Source organism: Algibacter luteus (assembly GCF_030344935.1).
Classification (GTDB): domain Bacteria; phylum Bacteroidota; class Bacteroidia; order Flavobacteriales; family Flavobacteriaceae; genus Arenitalea; species Arenitalea lutea.
Window position 1 is genome coordinate 1,991,605 of record NZ_CP128313.1, and the last position, 16,393, is coordinate 2,007,997.

A 16,393-nucleotide genomic window follows, 5' to 3' on the forward strand; every position below is an offset into this window, starting at 1 on the left:
AATAAAGCACCACATGCCAATTGTTGACACGATTAAAAGTTACATCCTTAAAATTTTTGATTTAAAAGAAGAAGAGCTAACTAAAACGCTTTTACTTCAATTAAATATTTTTATAATTATCACAACGCTTTTAATTATAAAGCCAACGGTTAATTCGTTGTTTCTCTCAGAACTTACTTCAGATGCATTACCATTAGGATATGTACTAACTGCTATATTGGCTATTATTGGTTATCATTTTTATGACAAGGCCTTAGAGAAATACGCATTAAACATTATCATAGATCGAACCATTATTGGGTCTGTTCTTTCACTTATTTTATTTGCTGCGGCCTTTAATTTTAATCTCGCCAATGGTTTTCTGCTCTATATTCCTTATGTATGGGTGGCCATTTTTGGTTTATTAACAGCATCGCAATTTTGGATTTTAGCAAACCTTGTTTATAACGTTAGGGAGGCTAAGCGCGTTTTCGGTTTTATTGGAGCGGGTGCTATAGCAGGTGGTATTTTTGGCGGTTATTTAACCTCTTTGCTAACTAATTTTTTAGAAACAGAAGATTTATTGTTTGTCGCCGCATTACTTTTAGCAGGTTGCATTCCAATTACACGATACATCTGGAAACATGAGGTTATTAAATTAAATCCTTACCAAGTATCATTAAGAACAAATCCTAAAGGTGAATCCCCAATAAAGCTTATTAAGCAATCAAAACTATTAAGCTTTATTGCAGTTGTTATTGGGATAAGCGTTTTAATAGCCAAATTGGTAGATTATCAATACAGTGATTATGCATCAAAACTTATTTCAGATCAAGAAGAATTAACTTCATTTTTTGGATTTTGGTTTTCAACACTTAGCGTAATTTCCTTATTAATTCAATTGTTTTTAACAAAGCGCATTGTAGGAACTTTTGGAGTAGGTAAGTCGTTATTATGGTTACCTTCTGGCATATTAATAGGCTCTGTTTTATTGCTTATAATTCCTCAATTATGGGTTGTTGTATTCATCAAAATTGTAGATGGCAGTTTAAAACAGTCTGTTAATAAAGCAGCTACTGAATTATTGTCAATCCCGATTCCTATTGAAATAAAAAAGAAAACAAAAACGTTCACCGATGTTGTAATTGACAGTATTGCTACAGGTTTAGCTGGTTTGATTTTAATATTTTTTATTAACGGATTAGATATTTCTGCAACTTATATAAGCCTTATAATTATAGTTTTAATCTCTATTTGGCTTTATTTTATCTATCACTTAAGATTAGAATATATTGTGGCATTTAAGGGCTTTTTAGATGAAAAATCTCAAGTAAAAAAAGAAAAAAACGTTAAGGAAGAAATAAAAGTAACCTCAATTGTTGATACCGTAAAACGGGTATTAAATACAGGCAATGAGAATCAAATTGTTCATATGCTTCAAAAAACTTTAGAAGTTAAGGATGAACGTTTCTTCCTTCCCATTAAGAATCTTTTAAATCACCAATCGTCAAAAGTTAAGTTTTTGGCAATTGAAAACTTATACTTTTTAAGAACCGAGAATTTATGTGATACGATTGGTAAAATGGTCTATGAGGATAACCAAGAGGTTACTACGTCCGCATTCCGTTACTTACTTAAACACAACAAGAATAATACGGTTGATTTGTTTAAAAAATATTTAGATAGTTCAGATAGAACCATAAAAAATGCTGCATTAATTGGCCTTTCGCAGGAGTTAAGAAATAATATAATCCTTCAAAACAAATTTAGCTTAGAACAACATATTGAAAATGCTTTAATCGAATATAATAAGACTTCTGACGAAAACGAAAAGAAACATAGTATGGAAGCCATACTCCAGGCTATTGGTCATGCTCGACTTGAGCGCTATTATAATGTTTTAAAAGCTGAGTTAAATTCAAAGAATCTAGAGATTTTAAATAAGGCCATTTATTCGGCTTCAAAAACTTTAGATAGTCAGTTTATTAAACCTATTGTTTCTCATTTATCAGGAAAAGAAACTAGAAAACAATCCATTGAAGCGCTTTATTTTTACGGCGAACCTATTATTGATGCTATTTACGATTTAATTAAAAATGAAACTATAGATCAAGAAGATGCAACTATAGCTCTTGCCGTAATAGAGAAATTTGCTTCTCAAAAAGCGGTAAGTAAATTAATTAAGTTAACAGAAAAAACTGAGCACAATATAAAAATTGAGGCTATAGAAGCTTTAAAACGCCTAAAATGGAAACATCCTGATCTTATCATTAAAGATCGTTTTATAGTTGACAAAATATTAGATGAATGCCACTTATATCAAAATACATTATCAGTTATTCACACTCAAATAGTAATTCAATACAAAAAGAAAAGTCTGAATTCAGAAACACAAGAAAATCAGGCTCGTAAAGCTTTAATTAATTTGTTGGAGCAGCGTTTAGATCGTCAATTACAACGAATTTTTCAGTTTTTAGGGATTAAATATCCGCCACAAGATGTTGATCCTATATTTAATATCATACTAAATGGTAAAGAAGAACAGCGCTTACATGCCATTGAATTTTTAGATAATATTTTAGACAAACAACTTAAAAAAGAACTAATACCGGTTGCCGAATCTGTTTTGTACGAAACGAATACTGAAGAAAAAATTAAAAAGCTTAATGTAAAAATAATGAGTGAAACAGAATGTTATAACGAATTATTGAAACGTAAAGATTCCAAACTTAAACTCGCGGTTTTGTATCTTATTGAGCAATCTAAAAATCCTCAGTTTAACCCGCTTTTAGAAATGGTTATTCAAAGCGATTCCAACGAAAAGATAATACAACGCGCAAAAGAAATTATGGCTATTTCCTAATGACTTTATCAATACTTGCCGCCAACATCATATGATCTGTTGCAGAGTTTTTCCTTAACACATTGGTCATTAAAACAACAATATAATTGCAATTATCAGGATGCTCCACAATCGCAACCGAATTCATGAAGTTTGAAACATTACCCATGTATTTGCCGCAGGCTTCTCCTTTACTTCTATCACATTTATACAAACTGCCAGATTTAAAATATACAGCTGCTTCTTTCAAAACAGGAGATTGTGCGTAGCGAATACGTCTATCTGTCATATACATTAAACGTTTCATTTCTAAGCTAGATGCAGTATCAACAACATTACCTTGTTCCAATTGTATTAAAAATTTCATTAAGCCTTGCGTGGTTCCAATGCTTCCGCCTTTATCACCCACATAGGTGTTGGCGCCTCTAGTAAAAAAACTACCTAATCGCCATTCATCATGGGTTATCCCAAGTTCTCGCAATGGCAAATTCACAACATCATTGCCAATATCTGTTAGTTCTTTCTTAGGTGTCGTTTTAAAATAAACGAGGGCTTCTTCCTCTGTAAGATCTGGATATTTTTCACCAAAAGCTTGCATCAAAAGTACTTCGCGCCAAAGAATACTTGCGGCACCATTATTACTGACCGACATCATATGGTCTGCCCATTCAAAAAGCGTAAACACATCACTAGCTATAACTTGACGTTTTACCAATTTTTTGGTATCAATATTGAAAATAGGTACGGTATGTTCATCGGTTAAGCCCCAAACGCCTGCTTTTACAGATTTATTTCGAAGCAAGTCTAGGCGTTTTTCAAAATCATTGGGACATATTTTAGCCAATTGATTGAATAACCCAACTAAAACGGCAATTTTCCCGACACTTCCTGGTTGATATCCAGCTGTTTGATTACGGTGCGCATAGCGTACATGATTAATATCTGAAATATCTAAAACCGAAAGTGAATAGCTTCTATCTAAACCTTTAAATAAATTATTGATGTCTTTTTGAAAATCTTCATCTACCTTCAAATAGCAATGCACACTGTCGTTCTTTTTTGGAAGTAGTTTTAACTCAATATCCATATAAGATTTGAGCGCACCCGGAAGCAGTTTAGTGCCGTCATTAATTTCACCACTTTTTATAAGTTCCAAGCGCTTTAAACGTTTTATTCCGGTGTGTTCATAACCATCAATAGGGTAGTAGTGTAAGGTTGTGAACGCTGTACAAAAAAACAGGGTGCTTAGAATGAATGCAATTTTTTTCATTTGTTTTATAGTTTTGATGAAAGTGAAATCTTTTTGTTTTTATCAATTATAGGCGTTATAGATTCTAAATATCCTGAACTTAATGCCTTTTTATTTTCTACAAATGGTCGAATTTGAAACAACCATAGTTTATTGTCTTTAAAACCAAGTTCTACATCATAAGCGCCGTCGTAATCAGATTGGGTTTCTTTCGGTAGCGTTTTTCGGATGGTTTTTGCTAAAACGCGAATCTCGTTTATGTTTTGCTGATTTAAAATTGGAGTTTCAAAAGTTGCTTGTTTTTTAAGGAAACCACCTGTTTCTGGTAAACTGTTATAGGTTTGTTCTCGTGCAGGGGCTAAAAATTGTGTGCCACCGTTAATTTTTACCAAATAGGTTTCTGCCAATTGCCCATCAACAGCACCACCAGCGCCGCGGCTCATGGCCACGGTTAAATCCTCTTCATTACCATTACTAATGCCTTTGGTAATTAAAACGCCCGAATAATCAACATCCACACTAGGAATTACTAAAATAGAAGGAAAAACATTTTCAGGATTCAAGAGGTATTTTTGACGCCATTTAAAGCTACGTTCTGTGTATGGCGAAGCCCAAACAGCCTTAATACCATCTAATATTTTGTCTCTGTCTGAAACATTAAATAGGGTCAAGTTTAATCCAGCTCCAGTGAAATCTTTAAGATCTTCCATGTTAGTGTCACTTCTAAGGAACACTGGAATTTTGCCCAAATCTTTACCTAAAATACGCTTAAAATCTGTTTCTAATTGCGCGACAAATTCTGGTTTCAGTGTTATTTCTTTAATGGCTGTTCTTAAAGTTTCTAATTCTTGTAATTGATAGTTTTCAATTTCGGTTTCGTCAACACCTTCATTTCTCAATCTTTCAGCTTTTGCAAACATGACATTTAAAAATGTCCAATACGACACATCATTATTAGGCATGATTTGATTCATATGTTCTTTAAATATCCCGAATGGAATCACTAAACCTTCAACAACCTTATCTGGGAACATTTTTTTGAGTTGACCTAAATTTGCAGCTTTAGGGCCGCACAATTTTCCTGAATCACTAGCATCAACATCTCGCAAGTTTAAAATATTAGTTTCTGTAAGTCGAATGTTCTCAATTGGTACTTCAATTTTTTCTTCATTGCGTTCTTTTTTTACAAATAATGCTCGTTCGGTTTCATTCATTTTAGCCTCAGGTTTTAAAATAATATTACCTTTATTTGAAACGGCATAAAATACTTTTTGTCCACTATATTTTTTCAGACTCTTTAAATTATCATCAGATAATGCAGCGTTTGGAATGCCTAAATTTCTAGCTAATAATTGCACATGCGATACCATGTTACCTTCAGAAACGGTAGCAATACCTGCTATTGGTTTTAAATCGGCTGGAGGACGTTGAAAAATATATATTTTATCAGAATGTACTTCAATGTCATCTGGAGAACCATCAACAACTACAAGCTCCCCAAAAGCGTACCCCGGATTTAATCCTCTAAATGAACTTTGGTTAGGAATATCCATAACTTTATTGGTTAACGAAGATTCTTTAGCAATAAAATCACCTAATTCACCAACATTCTCGCCAAGGTATAAAGCAATGGATCCTCTAATTTTATCATCGATAAAACCGTAAGCTTTAGGTTCGAAACCAGTGTATACATCAACTGTGTGTTGGTAATTGGCTTTTACCATAGATGAACTCCATTCCACCAAGCTGCGCGCATTTTCTAAAACTGAAGTCAATGTTTCTAAGGTTAAACTTTCCTCTTTTTCGCCGGGTGTTTTTAAATTAATTTGATCCCATTCTGATAATTCAATATAGCCAGAACCAGCGGTAGCCATACCTAAATAACAAATTTTAGTAAGCATTTGCTGCAGGTTTTCAGGCTCCCATTCTGGTGATGTTTTAAAAACTATTTCTTCAAGTTTTAGGGATAAATCTAAAAGCTGTAATCTGGCCATTGGACGCTTTTCATCTAAAATAGATTCTCTAATTGCCATTAGAAGTTCAGCTGTATCAGGAATTAATAATGACGCTTTGGTTTCAGATGAATGGGATGCGATAAAATTTGATATTTTTTCGCCAATTGGTGTGTTTTTAAATAATGAGGATTTGTTAACTAGTGATTTTATATCAATAGGCTTGTAAAACTTTTGCATAGTACTAACTAGTTCATCAATCTTGTTTTTATGATTAACAGAGAGTTGGTTAGCATATTTATTTTTAAAAGCAATGACTTTTGTAATATCTGATGCTTCAGGTTGACCATGAATTTTAACACGTAAATCCATAAACTGTATAAACTCATCTGAAATGACTTTTGACTGACTTCGCATAAGTTGAGACAAATTATCATCACCGTTGTGTGGAATATCTTTTAATGACTGACGAATTAAAAAATAATGCATTTCTAGGTTTTCGTCTTTTGCTAACAACCATTTATAGAAATCAATGCCCCAAGCTTCTTCATCTTCAGATTGAATGGCTCCTCTATAAAATTGCCCTTTTTCATTAATCCATCCATTATCTATAGCTCGCAAATACTTATCGATTTGATATTGCTTTAATCTCGATTGGTTATTTTCTGCATCCCAAAATTCAACCTTGTCGGTATAGGCTAAAATTTGACCTAAATAAATATGATTTGACTTTCCAAGCGACACCACGGCATCTTTATAACGCGCATGCTGCACTCCTGGACCAATGTTATTTGGACATGGGTCTTTGGGTTGCCTAATGCTACCATCGGTACAAAACCAACGTATATCCTTATAAGGACCACGAACGTCGTTTTTATATTGAATTACTTGTTGAGCAATAGCTTCATTACTAACTTTTTGAGAAAAGCCTTTGGCAATAAAACTTATTAAAATCACACTTAATAAAACTGTCTTTTTCATTTAATATAATATACGATTTTATATCAAATGTATAACCAAAAAATTAAAAATAATAAGTTTTTAAATATTTTATTTACAAGGGTTTAATAACATATACATTACCCACCAATGGTAATCATACTGCGGTTATTATTGTGCAATTTAGGTTGTTGCAGTTTATCTAAAGTATCCATGCCACCACGAATTTTAAATTTAGCCTGTACTGCTTTTTGAATTACAGGTTCAATAGTATTTCCTGCACGAAGGGTTGTTAATAAATCTGATTCTGTAGAAGAAAACAAACAGTTTTTTAGCTGGCCATTGGCCGTTAAACGGAGTCTATTACAAGAATCGCAAAACGGATTGGTAACCGAACTGATAATGGCAAAACAGCCTTTGTAGCCCTCTATTTTATAATTTTTTGAAGTATCGTTGGGCGCATCCTGTAACCTAACAATTTGGTCTTTTGAGAACGAAGTATTTACATAATTCATTACTTCAGCATATGTTACCATCTTACTCATATCCCATTTATTACCATCAAAAGGCATAAACTCAATAAATCGAACTGAAATAGGTAAATCTTTTGTGAAATGAATAAAATCAATGATTTCATTGTCGTTAAATCCTTTCATTAAAACGGCATTTACTTTTACAATGAAGCCTTCTTTCACCAATAATAAAATGTTGTTATAAACTTTCTCGAATTCGTGTCTTCTGGTGATATGTTTAAATTTGGCGGCATCCAAAGAATCGAGACTAACATTAATTTTTTTAACCCCGTTTGCTTTTAATATATCAATGAACTTATCGATAATTACTGCATTAGAAGTAATAGATAACTCTACAGGAAGAGTTGCTAGTTTTTCTAAAATAACAGGAATATCTTTCCGAATCAATGGTTCGCCACCAGTAAGTCGTATTTTGGTAACACCATGGTTTACAAAAGTTTTGGCTATTTCATAGATTTCCTCGTAAGTCATTAAATGACTTTTAGGCGATAATTTCACACCTTCTTCTGGCATGCAGTAAGTACAACGTAAATTACAGCGCTCAATTAACGAAATACGTAAATAGCCATGGTCTCTACCATGTGAATCTTGTAATATGTTTTTTTCGTTTGTCATTAGTCGTGTCTGGCACCTTTTAAAATTCCAAAAATGTGTAATACCGAAGGGAATATAGCATCCATAGATTCTTTTGCTCCGTTAGTTGATCCTGGCAAAGCTAAAACCAAGGTGTTGTTAATAGTTCCAGCTACACTCCTAGATAACATAGCATAAGGCATCCGGTCTTGTCCGTAACTTCTAATCGCTTCTTCAATTCCTGGGATTCGTCTATCTAGAATTGGTATTAAGGCTTCTGGTGTTACATCGCGACCCGAAAGTCCTGTACCACCGGTATAAATTATTAAATCAATACCTTGGTTTTGATAAGAATTAGCTTTTTCTTGAATAACCTCTTTTTCATCAGGAATAATCACATATTCAGAAACTACAACCTCACAAGTTTTTAATTTTTCTATAATGGCTTTTCCGGCTTTATCTTCTTTATGTCCTGCTGAAATAGAATCGCTACAAACCACAACTGCTGCCGTTAAATCTTTTCTGAATTTATCTCTAAAATCAGATTTTCCGCCTTTTTTTGATAGCAATTTTATGGCATGAATCTCAATGCCTTTATCAATAGGTTTAAGCATATCATACATATTAAGAGCAACCACGCTAGCACCATGCATTGCTTCAACTTCAACTCCAGTTTTATAAATGGTTTTTACAGTAAATACAACCGTAATTTCTAGTCCATTAATTTCATATTCCACACCAGTAAATTCAATAGGTAAGGGGTGACAATCTGGTAAAATATCAGGAGTTCGTTTCACACCCAATAAACCTGCTGCTTTACTCATAGCAAATACATTGCCTTTAGGTACGTTGTCGTTTTGAATCGCCGTTATCGTTTCAGGTTTGCTAACTTTTACAACTGCTTGTGCAACTGCGGTTCGAAGTGTTGTTACTTTGTGAGTTATATCGACCATTATTGTTATTTGTTTAGGTGTTTGTTGTTCAGATGTTTTCGACTTAAAGTCAATCAGCTAAACAAGATACATTTTAACTATTCACTTTCCATTGATGGCTTTCATCTTCAAAAATCTCCTTTCCAAACACAGGAACATCTGCTTTAATCGCTTCAACAATATATTCTAATGCTTCAAAAACGACTTTTCGTCTTGGTGAAGACACAAAAACGAATAAACAAATTTCGCCTGCTTTTACAGTACCTAAACTGTGATAAATGTGCATGCATGTTAAATCGAATTTCTCAAAAGCGGATTCTCTAATCTCATGAAATTTTTGGTTTGCCATATCTTCGTAAGCCGTATATTCAATAGCAGAAACGATTTTACCATCAATATCATCTGCTCTTACTTGGCCTAAAAAAATATTATGAGCACCAATACTTGTTTTGGTTTGATGTTTATAAATTGAATTCCCTATAAATTCTGATGTAATAGCGCCTTCTTTGAAAACACTTTTCATTGGTTTTTTATCTTTCATTTTGACATCATTTTAAATGTTCTTTTATTTTATTATTTATTTCTGAAGCGCCTTCTACAATACTATAACAGTTTTGAACCTTGTATTCATGCAACAATTCTGCAGCTTGTTTACTTCGTATTCCTGATTGACAAAAAAGGGCTTTCGTTTTTTCTGAATCTAATTGATGTAGATTATTCTCTAATTGACTTAATGGTATATTGATAACTTCCAAGCCTTCTATTTTTGGTTGTTCAATCGAATCTCTCACATCAATAAATTGAACGCTTTTTTCAGGCAATAGGTCTTCAATGGATGCTGTCTTTATTTCGCGTATACAATTAAAATCAATGTTGGTTTTATCGAAGTCGTCATTGTTTTTTAAAACAGAATGAATGGTTTCTTCAGATTTATTAAATTTTAAAATAGAATTTTGCAGTGTTAATGCGTTGTAGCACCATACTTTTCCTGAAAGCACATTACCAATACCTAAAATTATTTTTAGAACTTCGTTGGCTTGCATACTCCCAATAATTCCAGGGAGAACACCTAATACGCCAATGTCTGAACAATTTGGAACGCTTCCTTTTTTAGGAGGATTTGGAAATAGGCAACGGTAACTTGGTCCGTTATTATAATTGAATACAGAAACCTGTCCTTCAAACTTATAAATGGCTCCAAATACCAAAGGTTTTTGAGTTATTAGACAAGCGTCATTTACTAAATAGCGTGTTTCAAAATTATCGGAACCATCAACGATGATATCATAGTTTTCAAATAAATTAATAGCATTTTGATGCGTTAATCGTTCCGCATAAGCGTTAATTTGTATACTATCATTTAAATCTTCCAATCGTTCCTTGGCAGCTATGGCTTTGTTTTTTCCTAAAGAGGAAGTTCCAAATATAACTTGACGTTGTAAATTAGAAAGTTCAACCACATCAAAATCTATAACACCAATTGTTCCAACACCTGCAGCCGTTAGATATTGCAATACAGGACAACCTAAACCACCAGCCCCAACCACTAATACTTTAGCGTTTGACAGTTTATCTTGACCAATATGGCCAATTTCTGAAAGCACAATATGTCTATTATATCTACTCATGTTATCCGCCTGCAAATGGTGGCAATAAGGCTATTTCGTGCCCTGTTATTTTAGTTTTTTTGTCAACCAATTCCTGATTTTGTGCCACTTGAAAATCCTTGGTTTTTAGCGTATTATATTTTCTATAAAGCGTTTCTAAAAGTTCGTAAACGTAAGTGCCTCCAAATTCTAGAGTTTCTTCTTCTAAATGCGTTATGTCTGTTAATTGTCCGAAGTATTTAATTGTTATATTCATTTTCAACAGTTTTATATTCAGTTTGTGTATTGACATTCATCGTATGTTTTATTTGATGCTTGTCTAAAACAATATTTTTGACCTTACACTTATTTACAGCAATTCGTAAACGTCGTTCGTCTTGTTGTAATAAGTTGTAAAACGTTTTTGCAACTTGTTTTTTATAAAGGGCAATTAAGGGCATTGATTTTCCATCACTTTCCAATTGAATGATATCGTGAGTATCATCTGCAGAAACAATTAATTTTTGAAGTATTTCTGAAGTAATCAAAGGAATATCACAACTTAAAATCAAATTATATTTTGTTGAAGAGGCTTCTAAGCCTGAATAGATGCCTGCAACTGGTCCAGAATTTTTAATAACATCTTCGATTCTATCAATCCCAAAAACATCATATTCAGGATTGTTTGAAACAATTAATATTTTAGACACAATAGGTAGCAAAGCATCGATACTATATTGGACAAAAGGTTTTTTGTTCAATTCTAAAAAGCCTTTATCGGTTCCCATGCGAGAGCTTTTGCCGCCTGCTAAAATAATACCTGTTATGTTCTTTTTGTCAAGCATTTTAAGTGAATATTAATTTAAAACAAGCAATTACTAAAACGAAAGCTAGAATATATCTTAAACTTTGATTGTTTATTTTTTTGCTGCCATAGTATCCCCCTAAAACACCACCAACCAAGGCAATAGCAACTAGTAAAAAAGATTCTTTTTCGAGGGTAACACCAACACTAAATTGTCCGATTAATGCTGAGGCTGAATTCACCCAGATAAATAATGCTGAAACTGCAGCGGCCTCTTTCATGTTTCCCCAATGAAATAATAAAATAAGAGGTGTTAAGATAATACCTCCTCCAATACCAATTAGCCCAGAAAAAAAGCCAATAATTCCACCAATGACCAGCCCTTGCCAAATTTTCACCTGCTTTATTGAGTCACTTTCTCTTCCGAAAACATTCAACATTTTAAAAATGGCAAATACCAATAGAAAAGCTAGTATTTTTTTATATAGTGAAGCATCTATATCAAATCGACCACCCAATAAAGAAAAGGGGATAGAGGTTAATGCAAAGGATAAAAACAGCTTTTTATTAAAAAAACCTCCCTTATAATAGTAGTAAAATGAAATCCCCGCTACAAACAAGTTAAGTAATAGGGCAGTGGGTTTCATGGTTTCTGGAGCAAACGAAAACAATGCCATAAGTGCTAAATATCCACTTGCACCACCGTGACCCACACTTGAATATAGAAACGAGACTACCGGAAGGATGATTAAAAAAATGTATATGTTTTCCGTTTGAAGCATTTTATAAGTTTTCAATTTTTTCTAATTGCTTATCTAAAAACTCCCAGCAGTTTTTATTAATTTCATCAAAAGCTAGTATTAACGATTTACCATAATCTGTCAGTTCTGCGCCACCACCACCTTTGCCACCAATACTATTTATGGTTACTGGTTTTTTTGCTGATTTATTCACCGAGTCTAGCAAATTCCAAGCTTTTTTATATGATATGTTTAATGCTTTAGCTGCTTTTGATAATGATCCTGTTTTATCTATCGCTTTTAATAATTGTACTCTGCCTTCACCTAAAAGCACATGCTTATCAGACTCAATCCAGATTCTACTTTTTATTTTATAACTCATATCTAAACAGGTAACAGAATGGTTTCAACCATATCGTTTATTTTTATCTCATTTACATCTTCGGGAGCATAAACTAAAGCATTTGAAATGGCAAAAGTTTGTTGCATAGACGAATTTTGCCCTTCAAGAATTTCAACTTCCTCGTTAATATATATAGCCTTTAAAATTTGTGGTCTATCTCCTTTTTTAGTAAAATTAGAAACAGATTTAGCCTTTAATCGAGGTAATTCATTTACCTTCTTATTCATCATGTTTTGCAGTGCGATGTATACATAAACATAAAAACAAGTTAATGCCGCTGCAGGATTTCCAGGTAAAGCGAAAATGGAAGAGTGATGTTTTTTTCCAAAAAATAAAGGCTTTCCCGGTTTCTGTTTTACTTTATAAAACAGTTCTTCTACTTGTAATTCCTTCAGAGCTTTACCAACAAAATCGTAATCGCCAACCGAAATACCACCTGTAATAATGACTAAATCGTTCGCATTAATAACCTCTTTTAATTTGGAAAGGGTTTGATGATAATCGTCTTCAACCTTGTGAATGGTAACATCATAAAATTTCAAACTATAAAGCGCACTTAAAAGCATTTTGGAATTACTTTCGTATATTTTTCCATAGGTTAATTCTTGTCCGCCTTCAATCAATTCATTCCCTGTGGTAACCAATGCAATATTTGGTTTTTTGTAAACTGAAACTTCAGTAATTCCAAGAGAAGACAAATACCCAATAGCAGCTGGCGTTAATTTTGTACCTTGTTTAAGTGCTAAGTCGCCTTGTTTTACTTGCTCTCCTAAAGGACGAATATTGAGTTCCTGATTTATTTTATGTGTTATGCTTATTGTATTTCCATCTACTTTCACCTTCTCTTGCATCATAACAGCATTCGCAGTATCTGGAACAGGAGCACCGGTAAAGATTCTAACGGCTTCTCCTTTTTTTAATTGCAATCTAGATGCATTACCAGCCTGAACTTCACCAATTAAAGTATATGTTAAATCTTCATGTAAATGTAGCGCATATCCGTCCATTGCAGATTGTCTGAATGGCGGCATATTAATAGGTGAATATATGTCTTCATACAAATGGTAACCTCCGGCTTTTTCAACAGACTTTTTAGTTTGTTTCAATAGTGGTTTACTGTTGTTTTTAACAATAGAAATAGCTTCTGAAATAGAAATCATATTATTTTTTCGTTATATCCTAGCAAATATAACGAATTGATTTTTTATTTTAACATGACATTCGTCAGTTTATTTTTTGCTAAATTGATTGAGATTTACGGTTTATATAAAATAATGAAAATTTTATGCCAATAAAAAGCTATTTAGCACATCCGCATGAGGGCAGAAAACAACATCTTATTGATGCGTTCTCTGCAATAAAAGAATGCGAGGTTTTACCTGCCACAAATGAAGATGTTTTGGTAGTAATAACAGATACTTTGGATGACGTTTCTGAAGAAATCCTTAAAGAGAAAATAGAAAAAATTGATAGCTTAAAACTATTAGCAATGGTTTCAGGTTTTAATAGTCCACAAAATTAGTATGCACATGACCAATTCATTATCAACCAGAAGAAGTTTTTTAAAAAGAATGGCGAAGTTATCAGCAATAACAGCTGCGGCAACCATGTTTCCAGGGATATTATTCGCAAGTGAACAGGAAGAAGGGATACCCAATAGTGCAAACTTAGATTGGAAAAAAGGACCATGTAGATTTTGTGGTGTGGGTTGTGGAATCTTGGTAGGAACAGAAAATGGTAAAGCTGTTGCTGTAAAAGGAGACCCAAATAGCTCTGTAAATAAAGGGCTTCTTTGTGTAAAAGGCTACCATCAAACTATGTGTATTCAATCCAAAGATAGATTAACACATGCCTTGGTGAAGAAAAACGGCAAATATGTTAAAACACCGATAAGTGAAGCTCTAGATATAGTCGCCAATAAAATGAAAGATACTATTTCGGCACATGGAAAAGATTCTGTGGCGATGTACACCTCTGGACAATCAACAATTCCTGAAGGTTATGTAGCTTCAAAATTAATGAAGGGCGCTATTGGTACAAACAATTTAGATTGTAATGCGCGTTTATGTATGGCAAGTGCGGTAACAGGTTTTTTAACCACGTTTGGTGCTGATGAACCGATGGGCTGTTATGAAGATATAGACCATGCTGATTATTTCATCACATGGGGGAATAATATGGCGGAAATGCATCCTGTTTTATTTTCTAGAATGTTAGAGCAAAAAACTAGACGAGGTGCTAAAATTATTGATTTTGCCACACGCACAACACGTTCTAGTACAGCATCAGATCGCTCTATATTATTCGAACCCCAAACCGACTTAGCTGTTGCTAATGCTATTTGTTATGAGATTATTAATAATGGTTGGGTAAATAAATCTTTTGTTGAAAAGCATTGTAGTTTCAGTAAAGGTCTAACCAATATTGGATATGGTGTTGAAGACAAATTTAAGTTTACAGACAAGCCAGAAAAAATAGATTTTGCTTCTTATAAAGAATTCTTAAAAGATTACACACCTGAAAAAGTTGAAAAATACTCCAAAGTATCGGCGAAAGATATAAAGTATTTGGCTTCTATATACGGTGATCCTAATAAAAAAGTAGTTTCCTATTGGTGTATGGGAATGAACCAACATACTAGAGGGACATGGATGAATAACTTGATGTATAACATTCATTTACTAACAGGAAAAATTTCACAACCAGGGAACGGACCATTTTCTTTAACGGGTCAACCTTCGGCTTGTGGTACAGCGCGTGAGGTTGGTACATTTACTCATAAGTTACCACACGGAGTTGTTATGAATGAGAAAGATAGAAGAATGGCTGCCAAAATATGGAAAGTGCCTTACGAGCGTATTCCTGCTAAACCTACATATCATGCTACAGAAATGTTTAGGGCTGTTGATCGCGGCGATATTAAATTTATTTGGACCCAAGCAACTAATCCATTAGTATCACTTCCTAAAACGAGCCGATATCGTCCAGCAATGGAGAAAAAATCATGTTTTGTGGTGGTTTCAGATGTGTTTCCTACGCCAACTTCAGATGTTGCCGATGTGATTTTACCAGCATCATGGCATATTGAAAAGAGCGGGCTATATGGAAATTCTGAACGTAGAACTCAACATTGGGATAAAATGATAGAAGGTCCGGGTGATACCACACCAGATGCGTGGATGTTTATTGAGGTTGCCAGACGTATGGGTTATGGTGATTTATTTCCTTATTCAAAAGAAAATCACGTAGAAGAAATATACAATGAGTATAGACAATTTCATGAAGGTGCAAAACACGGTATGGCTCCTTTAGAAGTTTTAAAGAAAGAATCAGGAGCTATTTGGCCATATGTAAATGGAAAATCTACACAATGGCGTTTCAATGCAAAGTATGACCCAGCTTGTTCTAACGGTGAAGATTTTGATTTTTATGGAAAACCAGATGGAAGAGCAGTGATATGGCAACGTCCATACGAACCAGCTCCAGAAGTGCCAGATAACGATTACCCTTTTTGGTTGAATACGGGTAGAGTCATAGAGCATTGGCATACAGGGTCTATGACACGAAGAATTCCTGTATTGCATAAAGCGATGCCACATGCTTATGCAGAATTTCATCCTGAGGATGCTAAAGCATTAGGGATAAGAAATGGCGAAAATATTAAAGTAACATCCAGACGTGGTTCATGTGTATTACCAGCATCTATAAATGAAAGAGGATTGCCAACTAAAGGTCAGGTTTTTGTTCCTTTCTTTGATGAAAACATGATGATTAACGATGTGACATTAGATGCTTTTTGTCCCATATCAAAAGAACCAGATTATAAAAAATGCGCTGTTAAAGTAGAAAAAGCATAATTT

Annotated in this window: 14 protein-coding genes; 3 read left to right on the top strand and 11 right to left on the bottom strand. The window is 33.7% G+C overall.

Features of this window, described 5'->3' with window-relative positions; all coding sequences use genetic code 11:
• Window positions 1–13: 13 nt before the first annotated feature.
• On the top strand, window positions 14–2,842 hold the full coding sequence (locus O5O44_RS08340; RefSeq protein ID WP_289193910.1) for an Npt1/Npt2 family nucleotide transporter: 2,829 nt from the start codon (window positions 14–16) through the stop codon (window positions 2,840–2,842).
• Here the strand turns inward: O5O44_RS08340 and O5O44_RS08345 are convergent.
• The 11 genes from O5O44_RS08345 to O5O44_RS08395 all read right to left on the bottom strand — a co-directional run bounded on the left by O5O44_RS08345 (window position 2,832) and on the right by O5O44_RS08395 (window position 13,693).
• The gene (locus O5O44_RS08345; protein WP_289193912.1) at window positions 2,832–4,091 is read right to left on the bottom strand and encodes a serine hydrolase; all 1,260 of its coding nucleotides are present in this window, start codon (window positions 4,089–4,091) and stop codon (window positions 2,832–2,834) included. The genes O5O44_RS08340 and O5O44_RS08345 overlap by 11 nt on opposite strands.
• 5 nt (window positions 4,092–4,096) lie before the next feature.
• On the bottom strand, window positions 4,097–7,003 hold the full coding sequence (locus tag O5O44_RS08350; RefSeq protein ID WP_289193913.1) for a PEP/pyruvate-binding domain-containing protein: 2,907 nt from the start codon (window positions 7,001–7,003) through the stop codon (window positions 4,097–4,099).
• 98 nt (window positions 7,004–7,101) lie between these two features.
• Window positions 7,102–8,109, bottom strand: coding sequence for a GTP 3',8-cyclase MoaA (moaA, locus tag O5O44_RS08355; RefSeq protein ID WP_289193914.1), 1,008 nt, complete (start codon window positions 8,107–8,109; stop codon window positions 7,102–7,104).
• Complete coding sequence (gene moaCB, locus O5O44_RS08360; protein ID WP_289193915.1) at window positions 8,109–9,020, bottom strand: bifunctional molybdenum cofactor biosynthesis protein MoaC/MoaB; 912 nt, start codon at window positions 9,018–9,020, stop codon at window positions 8,109–8,111. The genes moaA and moaCB overlap by 1 nt, the downstream gene beginning before the upstream one ends.
• A gap of 73 nt (window positions 9,021–9,093) precedes the next feature.
• The gene (locus tag O5O44_RS08365) at window positions 9,094–9,540 is read right to left on the bottom strand and encodes a molybdenum cofactor biosynthesis protein MoaE (RefSeq protein ID WP_019386490.1); all 447 of its coding nucleotides are present in this window, start codon (window positions 9,538–9,540) and stop codon (window positions 9,094–9,096) included.
• 7 nt (window positions 9,541–9,547) lie between these two features.
• Window positions 9,548–10,627 carry a HesA/MoeB/ThiF family protein gene (gene moeB / locus O5O44_RS08370; protein ID WP_289193916.1) on the bottom strand — a complete coding sequence of 360 codons (1,080 nt, stop codon included), beginning with the start codon at window positions 10,625–10,627 and terminating at the stop codon, window positions 9,548–9,550.
• Between the two features lies 1 nt (window position 10,628).
• Window positions 10,629–10,862 (bottom strand): MoaD/ThiS family protein, encoded by a 234-nt coding sequence (locus O5O44_RS08375; protein WP_289193917.1) that lies wholly within the window; start codon window positions 10,860–10,862, stop codon window positions 10,629–10,631.
• The gene (mobA, locus tag O5O44_RS08380) at window positions 10,846–11,430 is read right to left on the bottom strand and encodes a molybdenum cofactor guanylyltransferase (protein ID WP_289193918.1); all 585 of its coding nucleotides are present in this window, start codon (window positions 11,428–11,430) and stop codon (window positions 10,846–10,848) included. Before mobA ends, O5O44_RS08375 begins: the two co-directional genes overlap by 17 nt.
• Before the next feature lies 1 nt (window position 11,431).
• Window positions 11,432–12,187, bottom strand: coding sequence for a sulfite exporter TauE/SafE family protein (locus tag O5O44_RS08385; protein ID WP_289193919.1), 756 nt, complete (start codon window positions 12,185–12,187; stop codon window positions 11,432–11,434).
• The gene (locus O5O44_RS08390) at window positions 12,174–12,512 is read right to left on the bottom strand and encodes a winged helix-turn-helix domain-containing protein (RefSeq protein WP_019386485.1); all 339 of its coding nucleotides are present in this window, start codon (window positions 12,510–12,512) and stop codon (window positions 12,174–12,176) included. Before O5O44_RS08390 ends, O5O44_RS08385 begins: the two co-directional genes overlap by 14 nt.
• 2 nt (window positions 12,513–12,514) lie before the next feature.
• Entirely contained in the window at window positions 12,515–13,693 is a 1,179-nt protein-coding gene (locus O5O44_RS08395) for a molybdopterin molybdotransferase MoeA (protein WP_289193920.1), read from the bottom strand.
• Between the two features lie 125 nt (window positions 13,694–13,818).
• On the opposite strand from O5O44_RS08395, the gene O5O44_RS08400 reads away from it, so the two are divergent.
• The gene (locus tag O5O44_RS08400; protein WP_289193921.1) at window positions 13,819–14,055 is read left to right on the top strand and encodes a hypothetical protein; all 237 of its coding nucleotides are present in this window, start codon (window positions 13,819–13,821) and stop codon (window positions 14,053–14,055) included.
• Window positions 14,056–14,062: 7 nt separating this feature from the next.
• Complete coding sequence (locus O5O44_RS08405) at window positions 14,063–16,390, top strand: molybdopterin-dependent oxidoreductase (RefSeq protein ID WP_289193922.1); 2,328 nt, start codon at window positions 14,063–14,065, stop codon at window positions 16,388–16,390.
• Window positions 16,391–16,393: the final 3 nt, after the last annotated feature.

Coding starts and splice junctions, on each gene's coding strand:
- O5O44_RS08340 (WP_289193910.1), top strand. CDS start 14: ATGCCAATTGTTGACACGATTAAAAGTTACATCCTTAAAATTTTTGAT.
- O5O44_RS08345 (WP_289193912.1), bottom strand. CDS start 4,091: ATGAAAAAAATTGCATTCATTCTAAGCACCCTGTTTTTTTGTACAGCG.
- O5O44_RS08350 (WP_289193913.1), bottom strand. CDS start 7,003: ATGAAAAAGACAGTTTTATTAAGTGTGATTTTAATAAGTTTTATTGCC.
- moaA (WP_289193914.1), bottom strand. CDS start 8,109: ATGACAAACGAAAAAAACATATTACAAGATTCACATGGTAGAGACCAT.
- moaCB (WP_289193915.1), bottom strand. CDS start 9,020: ATGGTCGATATAACTCACAAAGTAACAACACTTCGAACCGCAGTTGCA.
- O5O44_RS08365 (WP_019386490.1), bottom strand. CDS start 9,540: ATGAAAGATAAAAAACCAATGAAAAGTGTTTTCAAAGAAGGCGCTATT.
- moeB (WP_289193916.1), bottom strand. CDS start 10,627: ATGAGTAGATATAATAGACATATTGTGCTTTCAGAAATTGGCCATATT.
- O5O44_RS08375 (WP_289193917.1), bottom strand. CDS start 10,862: ATGAATATAACAATTAAATACTTCGGACAATTAACAGACATAACGCAT.
- mobA (WP_289193918.1), bottom strand. CDS start 11,430: ATGCTTGACAAAAAGAACATAACAGGTATTATTTTAGCAGGCGGCAAA.
- O5O44_RS08390 (WP_019386485.1), bottom strand. CDS start 12,512: ATGAGTTATAAAATAAAAAGTAGAATCTGGATTGAGTCTGATAAGCAT.
- O5O44_RS08395 (WP_289193920.1), bottom strand. CDS start 13,693: ATGATTTCTATTTCAGAAGCTATTTCTATTGTTAAAAACAACAGTAAA.
- O5O44_RS08400 (WP_289193921.1), top strand. CDS start 13,819: ATGCCAATAAAAAGCTATTTAGCACATCCGCATGAGGGCAGAAAACAA.
- O5O44_RS08405 (WP_289193922.1), top strand. CDS start 14,063: ATGACCAATTCATTATCAACCAGAAGAAGTTTTTTAAAAAGAATGGCG.